We start from the raw sequence: 15,686 nt of genomic DNA, 5'->3' as shown, positions 1-15,686 counted from the left end.
GCCAGCGCAGGGCCGGGCAGGCTCGTCGACGCCTGCCCCCCTTACGACCCTTGCGCGCCCGCCCCCTTCGCGGCGACGAGCTCCCGCGCCGCCGCGAGCAGCCGCTCGGGCGTGTTCGCCTCGGGCTCCTCGGTCACGAGCTCGACGAGCCGCTCCAGGATCTCCCCCACGAGCCTGCTCGGCGGGATGCCGAGCTCTTTCATCAGAACGCTGCCGTTCACGGCGAGATCCTTGGCCGACAGCGCCGCGCCCGCGGCGAGCATCGCCTCCACCCGCGCCCGGAGCCGCCCGATCGTCGCGATGTCCTCGGTCACCTCGCGCCCCTTGCCGAGCGCGTCGGCGACCCCGATCTCGTAGAGATCCGGCGCGAGCGCCGGCGTCACCCGCCGCAGCCACCGCCGCACCGCGGCGTCGGTCCACGAGTCGTCGTAGCAGATCAGGTGGTGACGGATGAGCGCCACGATCCGCGCCCGCTCGTCGTTGGAGAAGCGCAGCCGCGACAGGATCGGCTCGGCCATCTCGGCGCCGACCCGCTCGTGCTCGTAGAACGTGTAGTCGCGGGTCTTCTCCGAGAACTCGCGCGTCCTCGGCTTGCCGATGTCGTGCATCAGCGCCGCCACGCGGAGGATCGGCTCCGGCGTGCACGCGTCGAGGCAGGCCATCGCGTGCCCCCACACGTCGTACGCGTGCCAGCGGTTCTGCTCGCACCCGACCGACTCCATCATCTCCGGGCAGGTGATCCCGAGCAGCTCCGTGCGCCGCATGATCTCGAACGCCACGCTCGGGCGGCGCGCGCGCATCGCCTTCAGCCACTCGTCGCGCACCCGCTCCGCGCTCACGCAGCGGAACGTCTGGTGCGACCGCGCCGTGCCCATGGCGCGCTCGGTCTCGGGATCGAGCGCGCCCTCCAGGGTCGCCGCGAACCGCGCCGCGCGCAGCACCCGCAGCCCGTCCTCGGCGAAGCGCTCGGCGGGATCCCCCACCGCGCGGATGATCTTCGCCTCGAGATCCCGCTGCCCGCCGAACGGATCGATGAGGTGCCCGTCGACCGGATCGAGCGCGATGGCGTTCATGGTGAAGTCCCGCCGCGCGAGATCGGCCGTGATGTCGTCCACGAACTCGACCCGATCCGGCCGCCGCCCGTCGCTGTAGGTCCCGTCGCCCCGCAGCGTCGTGACCTCGTACGGCACGCCGCGCACCATGACGGTCACGGTCCCGTGCTGGATCCCGGTCGGGATCACCTTCCGGAACGCGGCCATGACCTCCTCCGGCCGCGCGTCGGTCGCGACGTCCCAGTCCTTGGCGGGCTCGCCCCGGAGCAGATCGCGCACACAGCCGCCGACGATCCAGCCGCGCTTGCCGCGCTCGCGGAGGCGGCGACAGATGCCGAGCACGTCCTCGGGGACGAGGTCGATGAGGTGAGCTATCTGGGTCACCCCCGCGGCTTATCACGGCGCCCGGAGAGCGGGGCCCGCGCCGAGCAGCCGCTCACTTCTTCTGGTGCGCCCAGGGATCCCGCACGTCCGAGCCCTTGGGCGGCTTGGCCGTCGTCTGCGGCGGCGGCCGCGGCGTCCCGCCGGCCCTCACCTTCGAGCCGCCCTTCTCGTCGACCTCGACGAGCTTCACGAGCTTGCTCTGCTCCGTCCCGTCGAGCACGACCGTGCTGGGGTGGTACCCTTCGGCCCGGATGTCGATCGTGACCGTCTGCCCCTGCTCCACGTCGATGCTCGCGGGCAGCTTCATCTCCACGCCGTTGCGGTAGCCGACCGCCGTCTCCGGCACGGCGGCCAGCGCGACCACCGTCTTCTGCACGGCGGGCGGCGGCGCGGGGACCGGCCTGGCCGCCGGCGCCTCGACCGGCGGCTTCTGCGCCTGCGGGCCCGTGTCCCGCGCGGACCCGCTCGCGCCGATGACGAAGATGGCGGTCACGATCCCCACCGCGGCCGCCGCGCCGGCGACCCACACGTAGCGCGGCCACGGCGAGCGCGGCGGCGACGGCGGCGTCGCCGGGACGATCACCTTCGACGTCTTGAAGTAGTCGTGCGGCACGTTGAAGCCGCCCGAGCGCGCCATCATCTCCGCGACCGCGCCGGGCACGCCCCCGCTCCTCACGCGCTCGAGGTCGTCGTGGAGATCGCTCATCGACTGGTAGCGCGACTCCGGCTTCTTGGAGAGGCACTTCAGGATCACCGCCTCGAGCCCCGGCGGGCAGTCCGGGCCGCCGACGAGCGCGCGGATGGGGACCGGCGCCTTGTACATGTGCTGCGTCAGGATCCCCATGAAGTTGTCGGCGTTGAACGGCAGCTGCCGGCTCACGAGCTCGTAGAGCATCACGCCGAGCGAGTAGATGTCGGTCCGGTGATCGATCGGCGCGCCGGCGGCCTGCTCGGGCGACATGTAGTGCGGCGTCCCGAACACCGCCCCGGCGCGCGTCAGCTTGGTCGTCGTGCTGGTCGACACCTTCGCGATCCCGAAGTCGAGGATCTTCACGAAGTTCGGGTCGCTGCCGCGCGCCACCACGAACACGTTGTCCGGCTTGAGATCGCGGTGGATGATGCCCGCGTCGTGCGCGGCGGCGAGGCCCGCGGACAGCTGCAGCGCGATGTGGCAGATGCGGTCCATCGGCAGCTCGTTCGGCGAGTCGATGAGCTGCGCCAGGCTCACGCCCTCCAGGTACTCCATCACGAAGTACGTGGACCCGTCCGGCAGGTCGCCGAAGTCGGAGATGTCGACGATGTGCGGGTTGCCGATGCTCGACGCGGCGCGGGCCTCCTGCACGAAGCGCTCGAAGATCTCGCGGTCCCGCGCGAGCTCGGCGCGGAGCACCTTCACGGCGACGCGCTTGTCGATGACCTTGTGGCGGGCGAGGTAGACGAACCCCATCCCGCCCTCGCCGAGCAGCCGCTCGATCTTGTACCGGTGATCGAAGGTCGTCCCGATGTACGGATCCTTCGCGCCGGGCGGCCGCCGCTCGCGCGGCTCGACCTCGTCCGGCGGCGGGATCTCCAGGGAGGGCTCCGCCTCGCTGATCGGGGCCGCGCTCGTCCTGCCGCTCACCTCGTCGGTGTCCGGCTCGCTCTGCCGTCCGAGCCGCGGGGTCTTCTGGCGCAGCGGCGGCGGCGCGCGGAAGCTCGGCGGGATCTCGCTGTCCGGCCCCTCGACCCAGCCCGACCTGGAGGGCCTCGACGAGGGCCGGAGCTCGACGTCGACGGGCACGTCGTCGCCTGCGCCCTCGGGCTCCACCGCGGGCGCGAACGCGGCGCCGACGCCGGACGCGCGAGCTCCGCCAGCCGCGCCGCTGGGGCGCGACGCCGGCGCCTCATCGAGCGCGCCTGCCTCTTGCTCGAAAACTCTGCTGCGCGCGGTGTGGTGCTCGTTTTTGGTGGCGCTCATGAAAGGCTCGCGGGCAGAGGTGCACGCCACATGCCGGCATCAGCGGCAGGGTCGGATCCTAGCAGGTGTTCGGTCCGGGAAGCGAGGGCCGCGGACGTCGCCCGCGAAAGCCCGCGCGGCCGGTGGCGCCGGGGCGCAAGCCGCCGCGACGGGGCACAGCCGCGCTGCCCTCTGCGGCGCAGCGGGCACCGTGCCGCGCGCGCCGCGTTCTGCTAGGAGGGCTCCGCGATGAGCTACCCCATCAAGGTCGCGCTCTACACGGCCTGGATTGCCCTCAATGTCGTAGTTCTTCTGGTTCTTGCCGCGCTGATCTACGATATCGCGACGCAGCGCTACACCATCCGGGTCGCGCTGCAGTACCTCGGCTCCAAGAAGCGGGCGTTCGTTTCGGTCGGCACCACGTTCGCGATCCTCGGGGTCGCGCTCGGTGTCGCGGCGCTCGCGACCGTGATCAGCGTGACCGGCGGCTTCCGGACGGAGTTCCGCGACAAGGTCCTCGGGGTCAACGCTCACGTCCTGGTGATCAAGTACTCCACGGATTTCCGGGAATACCGGTCCGTCATGGATCAGGTCGCCAAGGTGCCGGGCGTGATCGGCGCGGCGCCCTTCAGCATCAATCCCATGATGCTGACGCACGGCGACGCGACCGCGACAAACGTGCTCGTGAAGGGGGTCGACCCGGCCAGGAGCCTCGGTGTGGGCGCCGACGGCGCCGCCGCGCCCGTGCTCGATCTGCCTCGGTACGTCCTCCCGGGCGGCGATCTCAGCGGGTTGCGGCGCCCCGGGGCAAAGCCCGCCGAGCGCGCGCCGCCGCCGTCGCCGTCCTTGCCCGACGTTCCTCTCCTGGACAAGGGCGCCCGCGGCGCGCTCGAGCCCGACGCTGGCGCGGAGTTCGATCTGCTGAAGGCGTACGAGGCGCGCATCCTGGAGGACGAGCGCAAGGCGGCCGCGCGGGGCGCCGGCGCCGAGCCCGCGCCTCCGCCGGCCGAGCTCGACGTCGCCGCGGAGGCTGGCGCCGAGGAGGCCGAGCCCGCGCTCGACGCGGGCGCCCCCCAGGGTGCGATCGAGCCGGAGGGCGGCTACGGCAGCAAGCTGCCCGACGACGACGAGCTGCCGCCCGAGGTCGATCCGGATCCCTGCGCGGACAAGGAGCGGGTCGCCAAGCTGCCGGGCATCGTCATCGGCGCCGGGCTGGCGAAGAACCTGTCCCTCGACATCGGCGAGTGCGTCACCGTCACCTCGCCGACCATCGGCTTCTCGTTCTCGGACGGCGCCATCAAGCCGCCGGTCGCCAAGCAGTTCCGGGTCATCGCGCTCTTCGAGGCGGGCTTCGAGCAGTACGACACAAAGCTGGCGTACGCCGATCTCTACGAGACGCAGGCGTTTTACGATCACGGCGACACGGTGACCGGCGTCGAGATGAAGGTCGATGACATCGACAACGCCAGCAACATCGCGCGCGAGATCACGAACCTCCTCAGCAACGGGCTTTACTACACGATGGACTGGGAGGAGCTGAACCACGGGCTCTTCACCGCGCTGGTCGTTCAGCAGCTCCTCATGAGCGTCGTGCTGGGGCTCATCATCGTGGTCGCCGCGTTCACCGTGATCGCGACGCTGATCATGGTCGTGCTCGACAAGAAGAAGGAGATCGCGGTCCTCAAGGCGATGGGCTCGACGGACTCCGAGATCCTGCGCATCTTCCTGTACCAGGGCGGGATCATCGGCCTCGCCGGCACCACGCTGGGGCTCCTGCTCGGCGTGGCGGTGTGCAAGGGGCTCCTGGTCTACGGATTCCCGCTCGATCCGAAGGTCTACTTCATCTCCCGCCTCCCCGTGCACGCGACCCCGCAGGCGTTCGCCATCACGGGCGACGTCGCCATCCTCATCTGCCTCCTGGCCACCGTCGCGCCGAGCCTGTACGCCGGGCGCCTGCGCCCCGCCGAGGGCTTCCGCGCGCAGTGATCTCCCCCTCCTGACCGCGCTCCCCGGCCCTCTCCCCGAGGGCCGGGCGCCTCGCCGGGGCCTCCTTACCGCCGCGAAGCCGCGTAGAGGCGCTGCCGCCGGTCGACCATGTCGAGGTCGGACGCGACGTAGAGCGTGCACTCATCGGGCGAGAGCGACGGCGTCATGACCGCGATCTCCGGCTTGAGGCTCGCCAGCAGCATCTTGGCCTTCTCCCCGGGCACGGGCAGCCCATCGGCCCCGAGCCTCACATAGAAGCTCCGCAGCACCGACGCCTGCGCGCAGTCGCCCCGCGCGCTGTACGGCGCCTGGAAGAAGAGCAAGCTCCCGTCGGGCGTCACCCAGGGCGCGAGGTCGTCGCCCTGCGCCGGGCAGTCGCCGGGCAGGACGATGTGGAGCTCCTGCACCTCCGCGCCGTCGGCGAGCGTCGTGAGGAGCCGGCTCGTGATCGCCCCGCCGTCCTGGTGCTTGTTCATGAACCAGTACCGGTAGGGCTGAACGCCGTGGGCCACCGCCACCGAGTGGCTCCCCCCGTCCATGTTGAGCGCGTCGAACGTCTCCGCCCGGATCGCCCCGAGCTCGTCCGCGACGAGCAGCACCGGCAGGCTGCCCGGCCCCGCGAGGAGGCGATCGAAGAGCAGCGAGCCCTTGGGAAAGTCCGCGCGCGGCGAGGGCGCGTCCACGGGCAGGAGGAGCGGGCCCGACTCCGACTGCGGCGAGTTGACCACGGGGCTCGCGACCACCTCGCCCGCCGTCCAGGGCCGCCCCGTCGCCGTGGCGATCTGCGCGTCGCTCGACCCGAACGTGGCCACGTAGACGAGCCGCTGCGTCACCGCGCCCTCGCCGGGCTCCTCGCGCACGCGCGGGAACGCGGGCTTCGACCCCTCGACCTCGATCGTCGTCGGCGCGCCGAACGACAGCGCGGCGCCGCGGTCGGCGCAGCGCACGCACGTCTCGCTGGCCGTGCAGAACTCCCCGGCCTTGCACGCCGCGCAGCCGCCCTCGCCGCCTCCTCCCGCCGAGGAGGACGACGACGTCGCGGCGCCGGCGCCGCCCCCGCCCCCGTCGCCGCCGCCTCCGCCGCCCCCCGAGCTCGACGACGACGCGTCCGACGCCTCGGCCGCCGTGAACGGCTCGCCGCAGCCGGGCGCGCCCCACAGCGCGGCCAGCGAGAAGATCCCGAACAAGCGAAGCGTGCGCACCCGAGCTGCCTCCTGCCGTGTTCCCGCCGCGCGGAGCAGGCGCGCGCCCGGGTCAAGTTGCCTTGTTGTAATCCGTGTCCTCAAGAAGGATGACGTTCGTCTTCGAGCGGGTCTCGCCGACGCTGGTGACGTAGACCGCGGGCTTGTCCTGCACCGGGCAGACCTTCTCGCACGCGCCGCAGCCGATGCAGAGCGACGGATCGACGTGCGGGCGCTGCACGTGGACCATCTTCATCGGCGGCTCCTTGCCGTGCTCCGCGGCGACGGGCTCGCGCTTCGGGATGTCGACCTCCTCGACCCAGATCGCCTTGGGCGACGTCGGGCAGAACTCCTCGCACACGATGCACGGCACGCTCATCGACCACGGCAGGCAGCGCCCCTGGTCGTAGAACGCCGTGCCGATCGAGATCGGCTTCTGGCCGATCCCCATCTTCTGCTCCTCGGTGATCTTCTGGATCGCGCCGGTCGGGCACACGTCGCCGCAGAGGACGCACGAGTGCTCGCAGTACCCGATGCGCGGGATGACGATCGGCGTCCAGAGCCCCTCGATCCCCGCCTCGAAGAACGCCGGGTGGATCGCGTTGTTCGGGCAGACCTTCATGCACTCGGCGCACCGGATGCAGCGCTCCAGGAACTCGCGCTCCTCGACCGAGCCCGGCGGCCGGATGACGCGGTGGTCGTAGTTCGCGTCGAGCACGTCGGCGATGCGCGCGGTCGGGATGATCACCGCGCCGGCGGCGGCGGTCGCGAGGGCGGTGCGGCGGCCCGTGTCGGGCGTCACGAGGGCGCTCTTCCGGTTCGGCAGGAAGCGGAACTTGATGACGTCCTCGGGGCAGGCGTTCTCGCAGTTGAGGCACATGTGGCACTCGTCCTGCCGCCACTTCACGCCGCCCTGGGGCGAGTCGGCGCCCTGGCAGTGCACGAGGCACAGGTTGCAGTCGGTGCACTTCGCGTGATCCTTCTGCATCCCGAAGAGCGCGAAGCGCGCGAACACCCCGAGGAAGGCGCCGAGCGGGCAGAGCACGCGGCACCAGAAGCGCGGGATGAAGCGGTTCATGAACAGGATCGCGACGAACAGGATCCCGACGAACCACGCCTGGTGGAAGTAGAACTGCTTCGTCTGCCACACGCTCGCGGCCAGGAAATCCTGCGCGTGGTCCGCGGCGGCCTGCACCGGCCGGCTCCCGGTCGTGGCCGCGGAGCCGGTCACCACGCCGGCGACGTACTGCGCGGCCGGGATGACCGCGAGGCCGATCGCACGGACGGCCACGCAGATCGGATCGAACAGGCCGCCGATCACGCTGCCGGCCGCGCTCGCCGCGAGGAACGCGTACATCAGGTAGTACTTCACCCGCTGCCGCGCGTACGTCTTGTTCGCCTCGACGCGCTTGCCGCCCTTGCCGTAGCGCGACGGGAAGATCCACCCGAAGAAGTGGTGGAGCGTGCCGAACGGGCAGATCCAGCCGCAGAACACGCGCCCGAAGACGAGCGTCAGCGCGAGGATGCCGAGCGACCAGAGCAGGCCGCGGTAGACGGTGTGCGTCGAGAGCAGCGTCATCGCCCCGACGAACGGGTCGGCGAGGAGGAACCCCTCGACGGGCAGCGGCAGGCGGACGCGCGCCTCGGACGAGGCGAACGAGCCGCGGAAGCCGGTCTGGAACAGGAAGTAGAGGAACAGCCCGAGGCAGCCCGCCTGCACGGCGCGGCGCACCCAGACGAGCACCTGGATCGTCTTGCGCGCCGGCAGCCCCGAGCCGGGCCGCCGCTTCGCGCCCGGCCGGACGATCGCGCCCGCCTTGCGCAGCAGCGCGGCCCATGGATTGGCGCTCGTCGGCACCGCGGGCGCCGTCGCGCCGCGGGGGCTCGCCTTCGCGGGCGCCGCAGCCGCCGAGGGACGGTGCGCCGGCCCGGCCGGCGTCGGATCGGAGTTGGCCATGATACTACACCTCGGCGAGCCGCAGGTTCTGCCAGTGCATCGTGCCCAGGCCCCGCTCGTGGCCCATCTTGAGGTACGGGATCTCCTCGGGCTTGCGGCCGATGAGCTGGCACCCGTACGCGTCGGCGGCGACCTGGTCGGTCGTCGCGATCACGGTGTGCATGTCCTTCGCGTCGGCGACGTTCCCGCCCTGCGGCCCGTTGCGCATGAGGACGCGGACGGCGTCCACGATCGTGAGCGTCGGCTGGATGAACGTCGCGAGGTCGGCGATCGACACGTCGATGTTCTGGTGGAGGCGGTTGCGCCGGCCGCCGAGCGCCCCGTACCAGTTCTTCATCGCCGCGGTGTACTTCGACAGGTTGTGGTGCTTCGCGATCGGGACGTTGATGACCTTGTCCGCGTTGACGAGCGGCGTGTAGACGGGCCAGTCGTCGAGCACCTCGCCCTTCAGGCGCATGCCGCGGAAGCGGTGCGCGGCGGGGATGACGACCTCGGCGCCGACGTCGTACGCGGCCTTCCAGATGCCGGAGCGCTGGAAGCAGCGGTTCGGCTCGTTGCACGAGGCGTCGGTGACGATGACGCTCTTGGCGCCGGCGTCGTAGGCGAGGCGCACCACCTCGGCCACGACCTTGGGGTTCGTGTTGGCGGCGTGGATGGGCGTGCGGTCCCACCCGATGTTGGGCTTCACGACCACGACGTCGCCGCGCGAGATGAAGCGGCGCATCCCGCCGAGCGCGTCGACCGCCTTGCGGACCAGGGCGGCGGGGTCCGGCGCGCCCCCGGCGAGCGCCTCGGCGCCGGCGCGTGCGACGACGAGCTGGGGCACCTCGGCGGGCGCGTCGCGGAGCCGGTAGTCGCGCGTCTGCTGGCGCTCGGGCGCGGCGGCGGCGGTGCCGCCGCGGTCCCATCGGGCCGCCGCGACCCCGGCCGCGCCCCCGAGGACGAGGCCCGCTGCGCCCAGCCGACGCAGCACTTCACGTCGAGAGATGTCACCCATGGCCCTCGCCTTCCCTGGCCCTACGGATAGCCTCCCCGGGCGGCTGCCACAAGCAGAGGCGGCCTGGCGGCGACGACGTGGGCCGCCTTCCAGCGCCGGCGATCAGGGAGGAGCGGCGGTGGACGGCGCCGAGGCCGCCGGGGTCGCCGTCGTCGCGCCCGCCGCGGGGGACGCGCCCGCCGCGGGGGACGCGCCCGTCGCGGGGGGCGCGCCCGCGCTCGCCGGCGGCGGCGGCAGCTGCGGCAGCGCGCCGCTCGCGGCGGGCGCCGCCGGCCTCCCCGGCGAGGGCGGCGCGTCGTAGGGATCGGCCGCCTCCGCCCTCAGGCGGTCGCGCTCGGCGGCGCAGCTCGCGCGCTCCGCGTCGCAGGCGGCGCGCAGCTGCGTCGCGGCGGCGAGCTCGGCGGCGCGCTGGTCGGCGAGCGCCCTGGCCTCGTCGCGCTCGGCGGCCATCGCCGCGCGCGTCTTCTCGGCCTCGGCGAGCCGCTCGCGGTCCTCCATGGCGGCCTTCTGCGCGGCCCCGGCGCTGTCCTCGCAGGCCTTGAGGCGCAACGCCTGGGTCGCGTGCAGCGACTGGATCTGGCGGGCGTGCTCCGCCTCCGTCATGGAGTCGCTCTTCTGGAGGGCGGCGAGCGTCTCGTTGAACTCCACGCGATCCTGCTCGCGGGCGGTGCGGCACGCGTTCTTCTCGGCCTCCGCGATCTGGTGGGAGGCGACGCAGGTGTCGAGCTTGTCGAACGACTCGGCGCCCTTCTGGCGGGCGTGCTCGAGCTCGTTGGCGAGCCGCAGGGTCTCGCGCTTCGAGAAGCCGAGCAGCACGACCGCGCAGCCGACGAGGGTCATCGCGCCGGCCGCGATGCGCACGCGCAGGTAGGAGGTCTTCTGCTTGATCCGCAGCCGCTCGGCCTCGCGCTCGGCCTCGCGCTCCGGCTCGAGCAGCACATCGAGCTCCTCGGCGAGCTGGGTCATCGACGGGCGCTCGTTCGGGTCGATCGCGAGCCACCGCCGGAGCGCGTCCTGGAACATCTGGCGCGGGCGCCCGGTGAGGTCGGGCAGCGCGTTGTCGGCGAGCGGCTTGTCGGCGCGAACGTCGTGGGACGCGGCGAGCTCGGTGCGGGTCTGCGCGGACTCGCCCGGGAAGTCCCTCGGGTTGACGAGCGAGTAGAGGAGGGTCGTGGCGAGCCCGTACGTGTCCATCTTCTCGCTCAGCGGCACGACGCCGGGGAAGCCGTTCAGGGCGCGGATCTGCTCGGGCGAGGCGTAGAGCGCCGTGCCCGCGCAGAAGGACGCCTCGCGCTCCGCGGCCACGCCGAGGTCGAGCAGGATCGGGTGGACGCGGCCGGCGAACCTCGCGAGGAAGATGTTGTCGGGCTTGACGTCCTGGTGGCGGAGCCCTGCGCTGTGGAGCGCCTCGAGCCCGCGCGCGACGGGCAGGAAGATGTCGTACGCCTCGCGCATGCCGAGGGGGCTGCGCTCGAGGCGCTGCGCGAGGGTCTCGCCCTCGTAGACGGGCATGGTGAGCCACACGTAGTCGGCGTTCATGCCGTGGTCCTTCAGCTGGACGACGTGCGGGTGGCCGACGGTGGCGAGCATGACGAGCTCGCGCTCCACGTTCCGCATCGCGTACAGCGAGCGGGGCATGAGCTTGAGGGCGACCTGGTGCTCGGGGACGTCGATGCGCTGGGCGACGTAGACCTTGCCGAACATGCCCTGGCCGAGGAGGCGCCCGAGGCGGTAGAGCCCGCCGACGATCTGGCCGACGTCGGGGAGGATCGAGGGGCCGCGGCTGCTGGTCGCTGGGTCGTCGGTGCCGCCGCGCGAGGTGGTGCGCACCAGGCTCGACGGGTCCGCCACCGTGACGGCGAACGCGTGGACCATCGTGGTGCGGAGGCTCGGATCGGCGGGCGGCACGGCGGTTGCCAGGGTAGCGGAAGCGGCGAGCGCAGAGAAAAAAGCCGGCAGGCGGGAGACGGCCGGCGCCGGGGGTTTATTCGCGGAGCCTGGCGAACGTGGAAGGCCGCGGGCCGCCTCGCGCGCGGCGCGCCGCGTCGAGGCGGGGGCTGCTCACGGAAGCGGTCCGCGGACGAAGCCCACGCATGGCGAGAGCGTACTACACGGCCCTCGCCGGCGCAGGAGCTCGGCCCGCGGGAGGCACTGGCGGCTCAGCCGTCGAGCGGCGCGGCCGGCGCCGCCGGCGCGGGCGCTGCGGGCGAAGGCGCCGCGGGCGCAGGGCCCGGCTGGGCCTTCCGCCGGGCCGCGGCGCGCTTGCGGCGCTCGTAGGCGCTCGTCACCTCGCGCACGATCTCGGGCTGGCTCCGGAACACGAAGCGCGCCGCGGACCGCACGAGGCCCATGCGCTCGATCAGCAGCGCCGCCAGCTTGTTGCGGAGCTGCAGGGCCTCCTGCGCCTGCCGGGAGATCGCCTCCGCCTGCGCCGGCAGGCTCCGCAGCTCGGCCGCCACGGCGCGCGCCTCGTCCAGGTACTCCGCCTGGAAGCCGCCGAGCCCGTCGAGCGCGTCGCGGTGCTTCTCCCCGAGCGTCGCGTAGTCGTGGAGCGCGCTCGCGAGCGCGTCCGCCGTGTCGGGATCCCCCGCGTGTGCCGCGTCGATCCGGGCGAGCATCTCGTCCCGCTCGTCCTCGACGCCGTCGTCGAAGTAGAAGCTCAGCGTCGCCCCGATCTCTCCGAGCAGGAACTTCCCCCGCTCGCGCGGGCTCTTGTTCTTCTCGACGGTCAGGAGATACCGCGTCTGCGCCTCCTGCGTCGCGCGCTGGAGCGAGAGGATCTCTTCCGCCGTCTTCGGCCCGAGGCGCGCCGCATCGCCCTTCTTGCCGTCCTTCGGGACCGCCGACTCGAGGCCCAGGCGGGTCACCCGCTTCTGGGCGTCGACCTGGGTCTTCCAGTACTTCTCGAAGAACTTCGCCACGTCCACCGCCTCCCCGAGGAGCACGTGCAGGGGCACCGTGCTCGCCGGAAGATCGGCGGCGTTCATCTGCTGCACGACGTCGGACCACCGCTCGATATCGCTCTTCTTCGTCATGTCGACCTCCCCTGGGCTGCGGCGCCGGCCACCCCGTCCGGCCCCGCCATCCCGGGCATCCATTCCGGAGAGCCCTGGCCGGGCTCCCCCTTCACAAGGACCAGATCGCGTAACTCTCGATCTTTCTCGCCCCACAAGCAGCCCAGGATGGGGTTCGGAGCGCGCGGGACGCGGGAGCTGCACGACAGGGCGACGGAGATCCAAGCGCCGTGCCCGGAGGGCGCCGCGCCGGGGACACGCGACAACGCGCCGGGGTGTCCCTGGCGCCTCACCTCCTGTCCCTGGCGACTGGCTCCATGTCCCTGGCGCCCCACCGCTTGTCCCTGGCGACTGGCTCCGTGTCCCTGGCGAGGGCGCTGCCGGTCGCGATCGGTTCGGGCACTTGTCCCTGGCGGCGCGCGTCCTGTCCCTGACCATCCAGCTCGTGTCCCTGGCACCGCGCGACGAGCAGCGCGCCGCGGCCGTCAGCGCTCCGCTCGGATTGCCCTCGTGGAAGTTTACGGCGAGAGCTGTCGATTCCGGAGCGCCGCTCGCCGCGGGAGGTGCGCGCGTTCGAGCGCGGGGCCGAAGGGCATCGCCGTCCGATGCGCAAGTACGCAATCCCTTGCGCAAGTGGCGAGACGCGCGCCCACGAGCGCCAGCAGCATGGTGGCGCCAGAGCCACGCAGCGGAACGCCCCCACCGCAACGAGCAGCTCGCGCGCAGGGCGCGTACTGGCCTGTTCGATGCACTGCCGTGTCCCGGACGCGCGCCGGGAGCAACGGTTGCACTCGCGCGCCGCAAGATCGGGAATTCACGCAAATGCTCGCCAGAATCGCGCTCGTGATGGTCTCTCTGGAGCTCGCCGGGTGCGCCGCCCTCCGCCCGCCGGCGCCGCCGCCCGAGCTCGCCCGCGCCGAGGCGGCGATCTGCGGGGCAGCGCAGGAGGGCGCGGGCGCGGACCGGCGCGCGGCCATGCACCTCGCGCTGGCGCGGAGCGAGCTCGCGCAGGCGAGGCGGCGACTGTCGGTGGGCAATCTGGAGGCCGCCCGCTGGCTGATGCGGCGGGCCGAGGTCGACGCGGAGCTCTCGACGCTCATCGTGAGGGAGGCGGGGCTGCGCGACGCCGCGGGCCGCACGCTGGACCAGGCGAGCACGCTCGCCGAGGGGGCGCGGTAGGAGGCCGCATGCGCGCCGGAGCTCCGCTCGCGATGGCCCTCTCGCTCGCCGGCTGCGCGCGGGGCGCGGCCGGGCCGCCCCCCGAGCTCGTCACGGCGCGAGCCGCGGTCGTGCAGGCGCAGGACAACCCGCTCTCGCCGCTCGCGATCGCCGAGCTCAAGCGGGCAGAGCAGGCGCTCGCGATCGCCGAGCGCGAGGCGCGCGAGCGCCCGCGCTCCGCCGCGGCGCGCGACGCCGCCTACGTCGCGCGGCGGCGGGCGCAGTGCTCGCTGCTCACGTCGCTCGTGCGCGCGAACCAGAGCGCGCTCGCGCGCGCGCGGCAGACCCTCGAAGGGCTCCGCGCCCGAGGCGCGCGCGGCGCGCGTGGGCCCGCGGCGCGCGACCGGCCCCCCGCTCTTCCGGACGACGTCGACCTCGAGCCTGACATCCTCGATCCCTGACGTCCTCGGGCCCTGACGTCGATCGCGCGCGCACGGCCCCAGCAACCCGCCCGGTGATCGCGGCCGCGATCCCGCGCGGCGGCCGCGCCGCGCCCGCTTGCGCCGTCCCGCAGCGCTGCGCCCGCCGCGCCGTGCCCGCGCGCCGCCCGGATCCGCCGCCGGGATCGGGGCGAGCGCCGTCGCGCGCGGGCTACCGCCCCGGGCGTCAGCTCCGCCTCGGCGGAGCAGTTTCTCCTGGGACTGACCGGCTTTTGGATCCAAGATTCGCGCGGCACGCCTCCGCCGGCGGCGAAAGCGTCCCGGGGGCGGGCAGCGGTCGAAGGTCGAAGGGACGCTCGGTCCCGCGTGCGAGGAGAGCGCGATGAAGGAAGGCGCGAACGTGATACTGGTCCCCGTCGACTTCGAGGCGGCGTCGATGAAGGCCATCGAGCTCGCGAAGGACCTCGGGGCGAGGCTGGGGCACAAGATCGTGCTGCTGCACGTCTACCAGCTCCCGGTCTACACGTACCCCGGGCTGGAGCCGGCGCTGATGCCCGGGTTCCACGCCGAGGTGAGCGCCGCCGCGTCGCGCGCGGTCCAGCAGCTCTCGGCCCGGACCGGCGGGCTCGAGACGGCGCTGCGCGAGGGCGATCCCGCGACCGAGATCCTGACCGTCGCCGAGGAGCTGCGGGCGGCGATGATCGTCATGGGGACCCACGGCCGCCGGGGGATCTCGCACCTGTTCCTCGGCAGCGTCGCCGAGCAGGTGATCCGCAAGAGCAGCGTCCCCGTGCTCACCGTGCGCGTGGCCAGCTGATCGCGCACGCGCGCGTGCGTCTCCTCTAGGGCGGCCGGCGCTGCCGCCGGCCAGGGCGCGGCGGGCTCGATCGCGCTCGACGTGAGCAAGGACCACCCCCTTCTGCGGCGCACCTGCGCCGCATGGAGCTCCTCGCATGTCGCCCCTGTCTGCGCGCGATCTCGCGCTCCCGCCGAACCTCATGAGCCTGGCCCGGCTGCCGCTCGCGGCGCTGTTCCCGATCGTGGCCACGCGCCCCGCGCTCGCCCTCGCCGTCCTCTGCTGCGCGGGGCTCACCGACGTGCTCGACGGCTGGCTGGCCCGCCGCTCCGGTCAGGTGACCCGCACGGGGGCGATCGTCGACCCGATCGCGGACAAAGTGTTCGCGCTGGCCGTGGTCGCCACGCTGCTCCAGAGCGGCTCGCTCCCGCTCTGGGGCATCCCGGCGCTGCTCACCCGCGAGCTCCTCGAGCTGCCGCTCGCGCTCTGGATCGCGGTGAGCCGCCGCTTCCGAGGCGCGCGCCTCTCGACCGCGAGCGCCAACATCCCGGGCAAGCTCGCCACGGCGGTGCAGTTCGGGGCGGTCTTCGCCGCGATCGCGCTCCCCGGGGCGCTGCCGGCGATGCTCGCGGCGGCGGCGGGCGCGGGCGCCGCGGCGGGCGTCTCGTACTGGGCGCGCCAGCTCCGGCGCGCTCCCGGAGCGGCGAAGAGCCCGCCGGAGGCGGGCGGCTAGCTCGCTCGCCCCTCCTCGCCCCCCCGGCAGCCGGAGGTCTTGCCGAGCTGCC

General features: G+C 73.1%; 12 protein-coding genes. 5 read left to right on the top strand and 7 right to left on the bottom strand.

Annotation, left to right across the window (positions count from 1 at the left end; genetic code table 11):
• Positions 1-41: 41 nt before the first annotated feature.
• Together NQZ70_RS07910 and NQZ70_RS07905 are read right to left on the bottom strand one after the other, a co-directional pair.
• The gene (locus NQZ70_RS07910; protein WP_129573674.1) at positions 42-1,436 is read right to left on the bottom strand and encodes a CCA tRNA nucleotidyltransferase; all 1,395 of its coding nucleotides are present in this window, start codon (positions 1,434-1,436) and stop codon (positions 42-44) included.
• 52 nt (positions 1,437-1,488) lie between these two features.
• Positions 1,489-3,393 (bottom strand): serine/threonine-protein kinase, encoded by a 1,905-nt coding sequence (locus NQZ70_RS07905; protein ID WP_129573673.1) that lies wholly within the window; start codon positions 3,391-3,393, stop codon positions 1,489-1,491.
• 228 nt (positions 3,394-3,621) lie between these two features.
• Between NQZ70_RS07905 and NQZ70_RS07900 the strand changes: the two genes are divergently transcribed.
• Positions 3,622-5,358 carry an ABC transporter permease gene (locus NQZ70_RS07900; protein ID WP_129573672.1) on the top strand — a complete coding sequence of 579 codons (1,737 nt, stop codon included), beginning with the start codon at positions 3,622-3,624 and terminating at the stop codon, positions 5,356-5,358.
• A gap of 65 nt (positions 5,359-5,423) precedes the next feature.
• Here NQZ70_RS07900 and NQZ70_RS07895 read toward each other — a convergent pair whose 3' ends face one another.
• From NQZ70_RS07895 to NQZ70_RS07875, 5 genes are all read right to left on the bottom strand, one after another.
• Positions 5,424-6,560, bottom strand: coding sequence for a hypothetical protein (locus tag NQZ70_RS07895; RefSeq protein WP_165373837.1), 1,137 nt, complete (start codon positions 6,558-6,560; stop codon positions 5,424-5,426).
• 52 nt (positions 6,561-6,612) lie between these two features.
• On the bottom strand, positions 6,613-8,496 hold the full coding sequence (locus tag NQZ70_RS07890) for a 4Fe-4S binding protein (RefSeq protein WP_129573671.1): 1,884 nt from the start codon (positions 8,494-8,496) through the stop codon (positions 6,613-6,615).
• 4 nt (positions 8,497-8,500) lie between these two features.
• On the bottom strand, positions 8,501-9,493 hold the full coding sequence (locus tag NQZ70_RS07885; RefSeq protein WP_129573670.1) for a DUF362 domain-containing protein: 993 nt from the start codon (positions 9,491-9,493) through the stop codon (positions 8,501-8,503).
• A 102-nt stretch (positions 9,494-9,595) separates the two neighbouring features.
• The gene (locus NQZ70_RS07880) at positions 9,596-11,401 is read right to left on the bottom strand and encodes a serine/threonine-protein kinase (RefSeq protein WP_129573669.1); all 1,806 of its coding nucleotides are present in this window, start codon (positions 11,399-11,401) and stop codon (positions 9,596-9,598) included.
• Positions 11,402-11,652: 251 nt separating this feature from the next.
• Positions 11,653-12,528, bottom strand: coding sequence for a hypothetical protein (locus NQZ70_RS07875; protein WP_129573668.1), 876 nt, complete (start codon positions 12,526-12,528; stop codon positions 11,653-11,655).
• A gap of 801 nt (positions 12,529-13,329) precedes the next feature.
• Here NQZ70_RS07875 and NQZ70_RS07870 point away from each other — a divergent pair.
• From NQZ70_RS07870 to NQZ70_RS07855, 4 genes are all read left to right on the top strand, one after another.
• Entirely contained in the window at positions 13,330-13,686 is a 357-nt protein-coding gene (locus NQZ70_RS07870; protein WP_129573667.1) for a DUF4398 domain-containing protein, read from the top strand.
• Between the two features lie 8 nt (positions 13,687-13,694).
• The gene (locus NQZ70_RS07865) at positions 13,695-14,126 is read left to right on the top strand and encodes a DUF4398 domain-containing protein (protein ID WP_129573666.1); all 432 of its coding nucleotides are present in this window, start codon (positions 13,695-13,697) and stop codon (positions 14,124-14,126) included.
• Between the two features lie 361 nt (positions 14,127-14,487).
• Positions 14,488-14,922, top strand: coding sequence for a universal stress protein (locus tag NQZ70_RS07860; protein ID WP_129573665.1), 435 nt, complete (start codon positions 14,488-14,490; stop codon positions 14,920-14,922).
• Positions 14,923-15,058: 136 nt separating this feature from the next.
• Entirely contained in the window at positions 15,059-15,634 is a 576-nt protein-coding gene (locus NQZ70_RS07855) for a CDP-alcohol phosphatidyltransferase family protein (protein ID WP_129573664.1), read from the top strand.
• The last annotated feature ends 52 nt before the right edge of the window (positions 15,635-15,686 follow it).

This window comes from Sorangium sp. So ce836 (assembly GCF_028553905.1).
Classification (GTDB): domain Bacteria; phylum Myxococcota_A; class Polyangia; order Polyangiales; family Polyangiaceae; genus Sorangium; species Sorangium cellulosum_D.
This window is presented reverse-complemented; position numbering and strand designations above follow the sequence as displayed.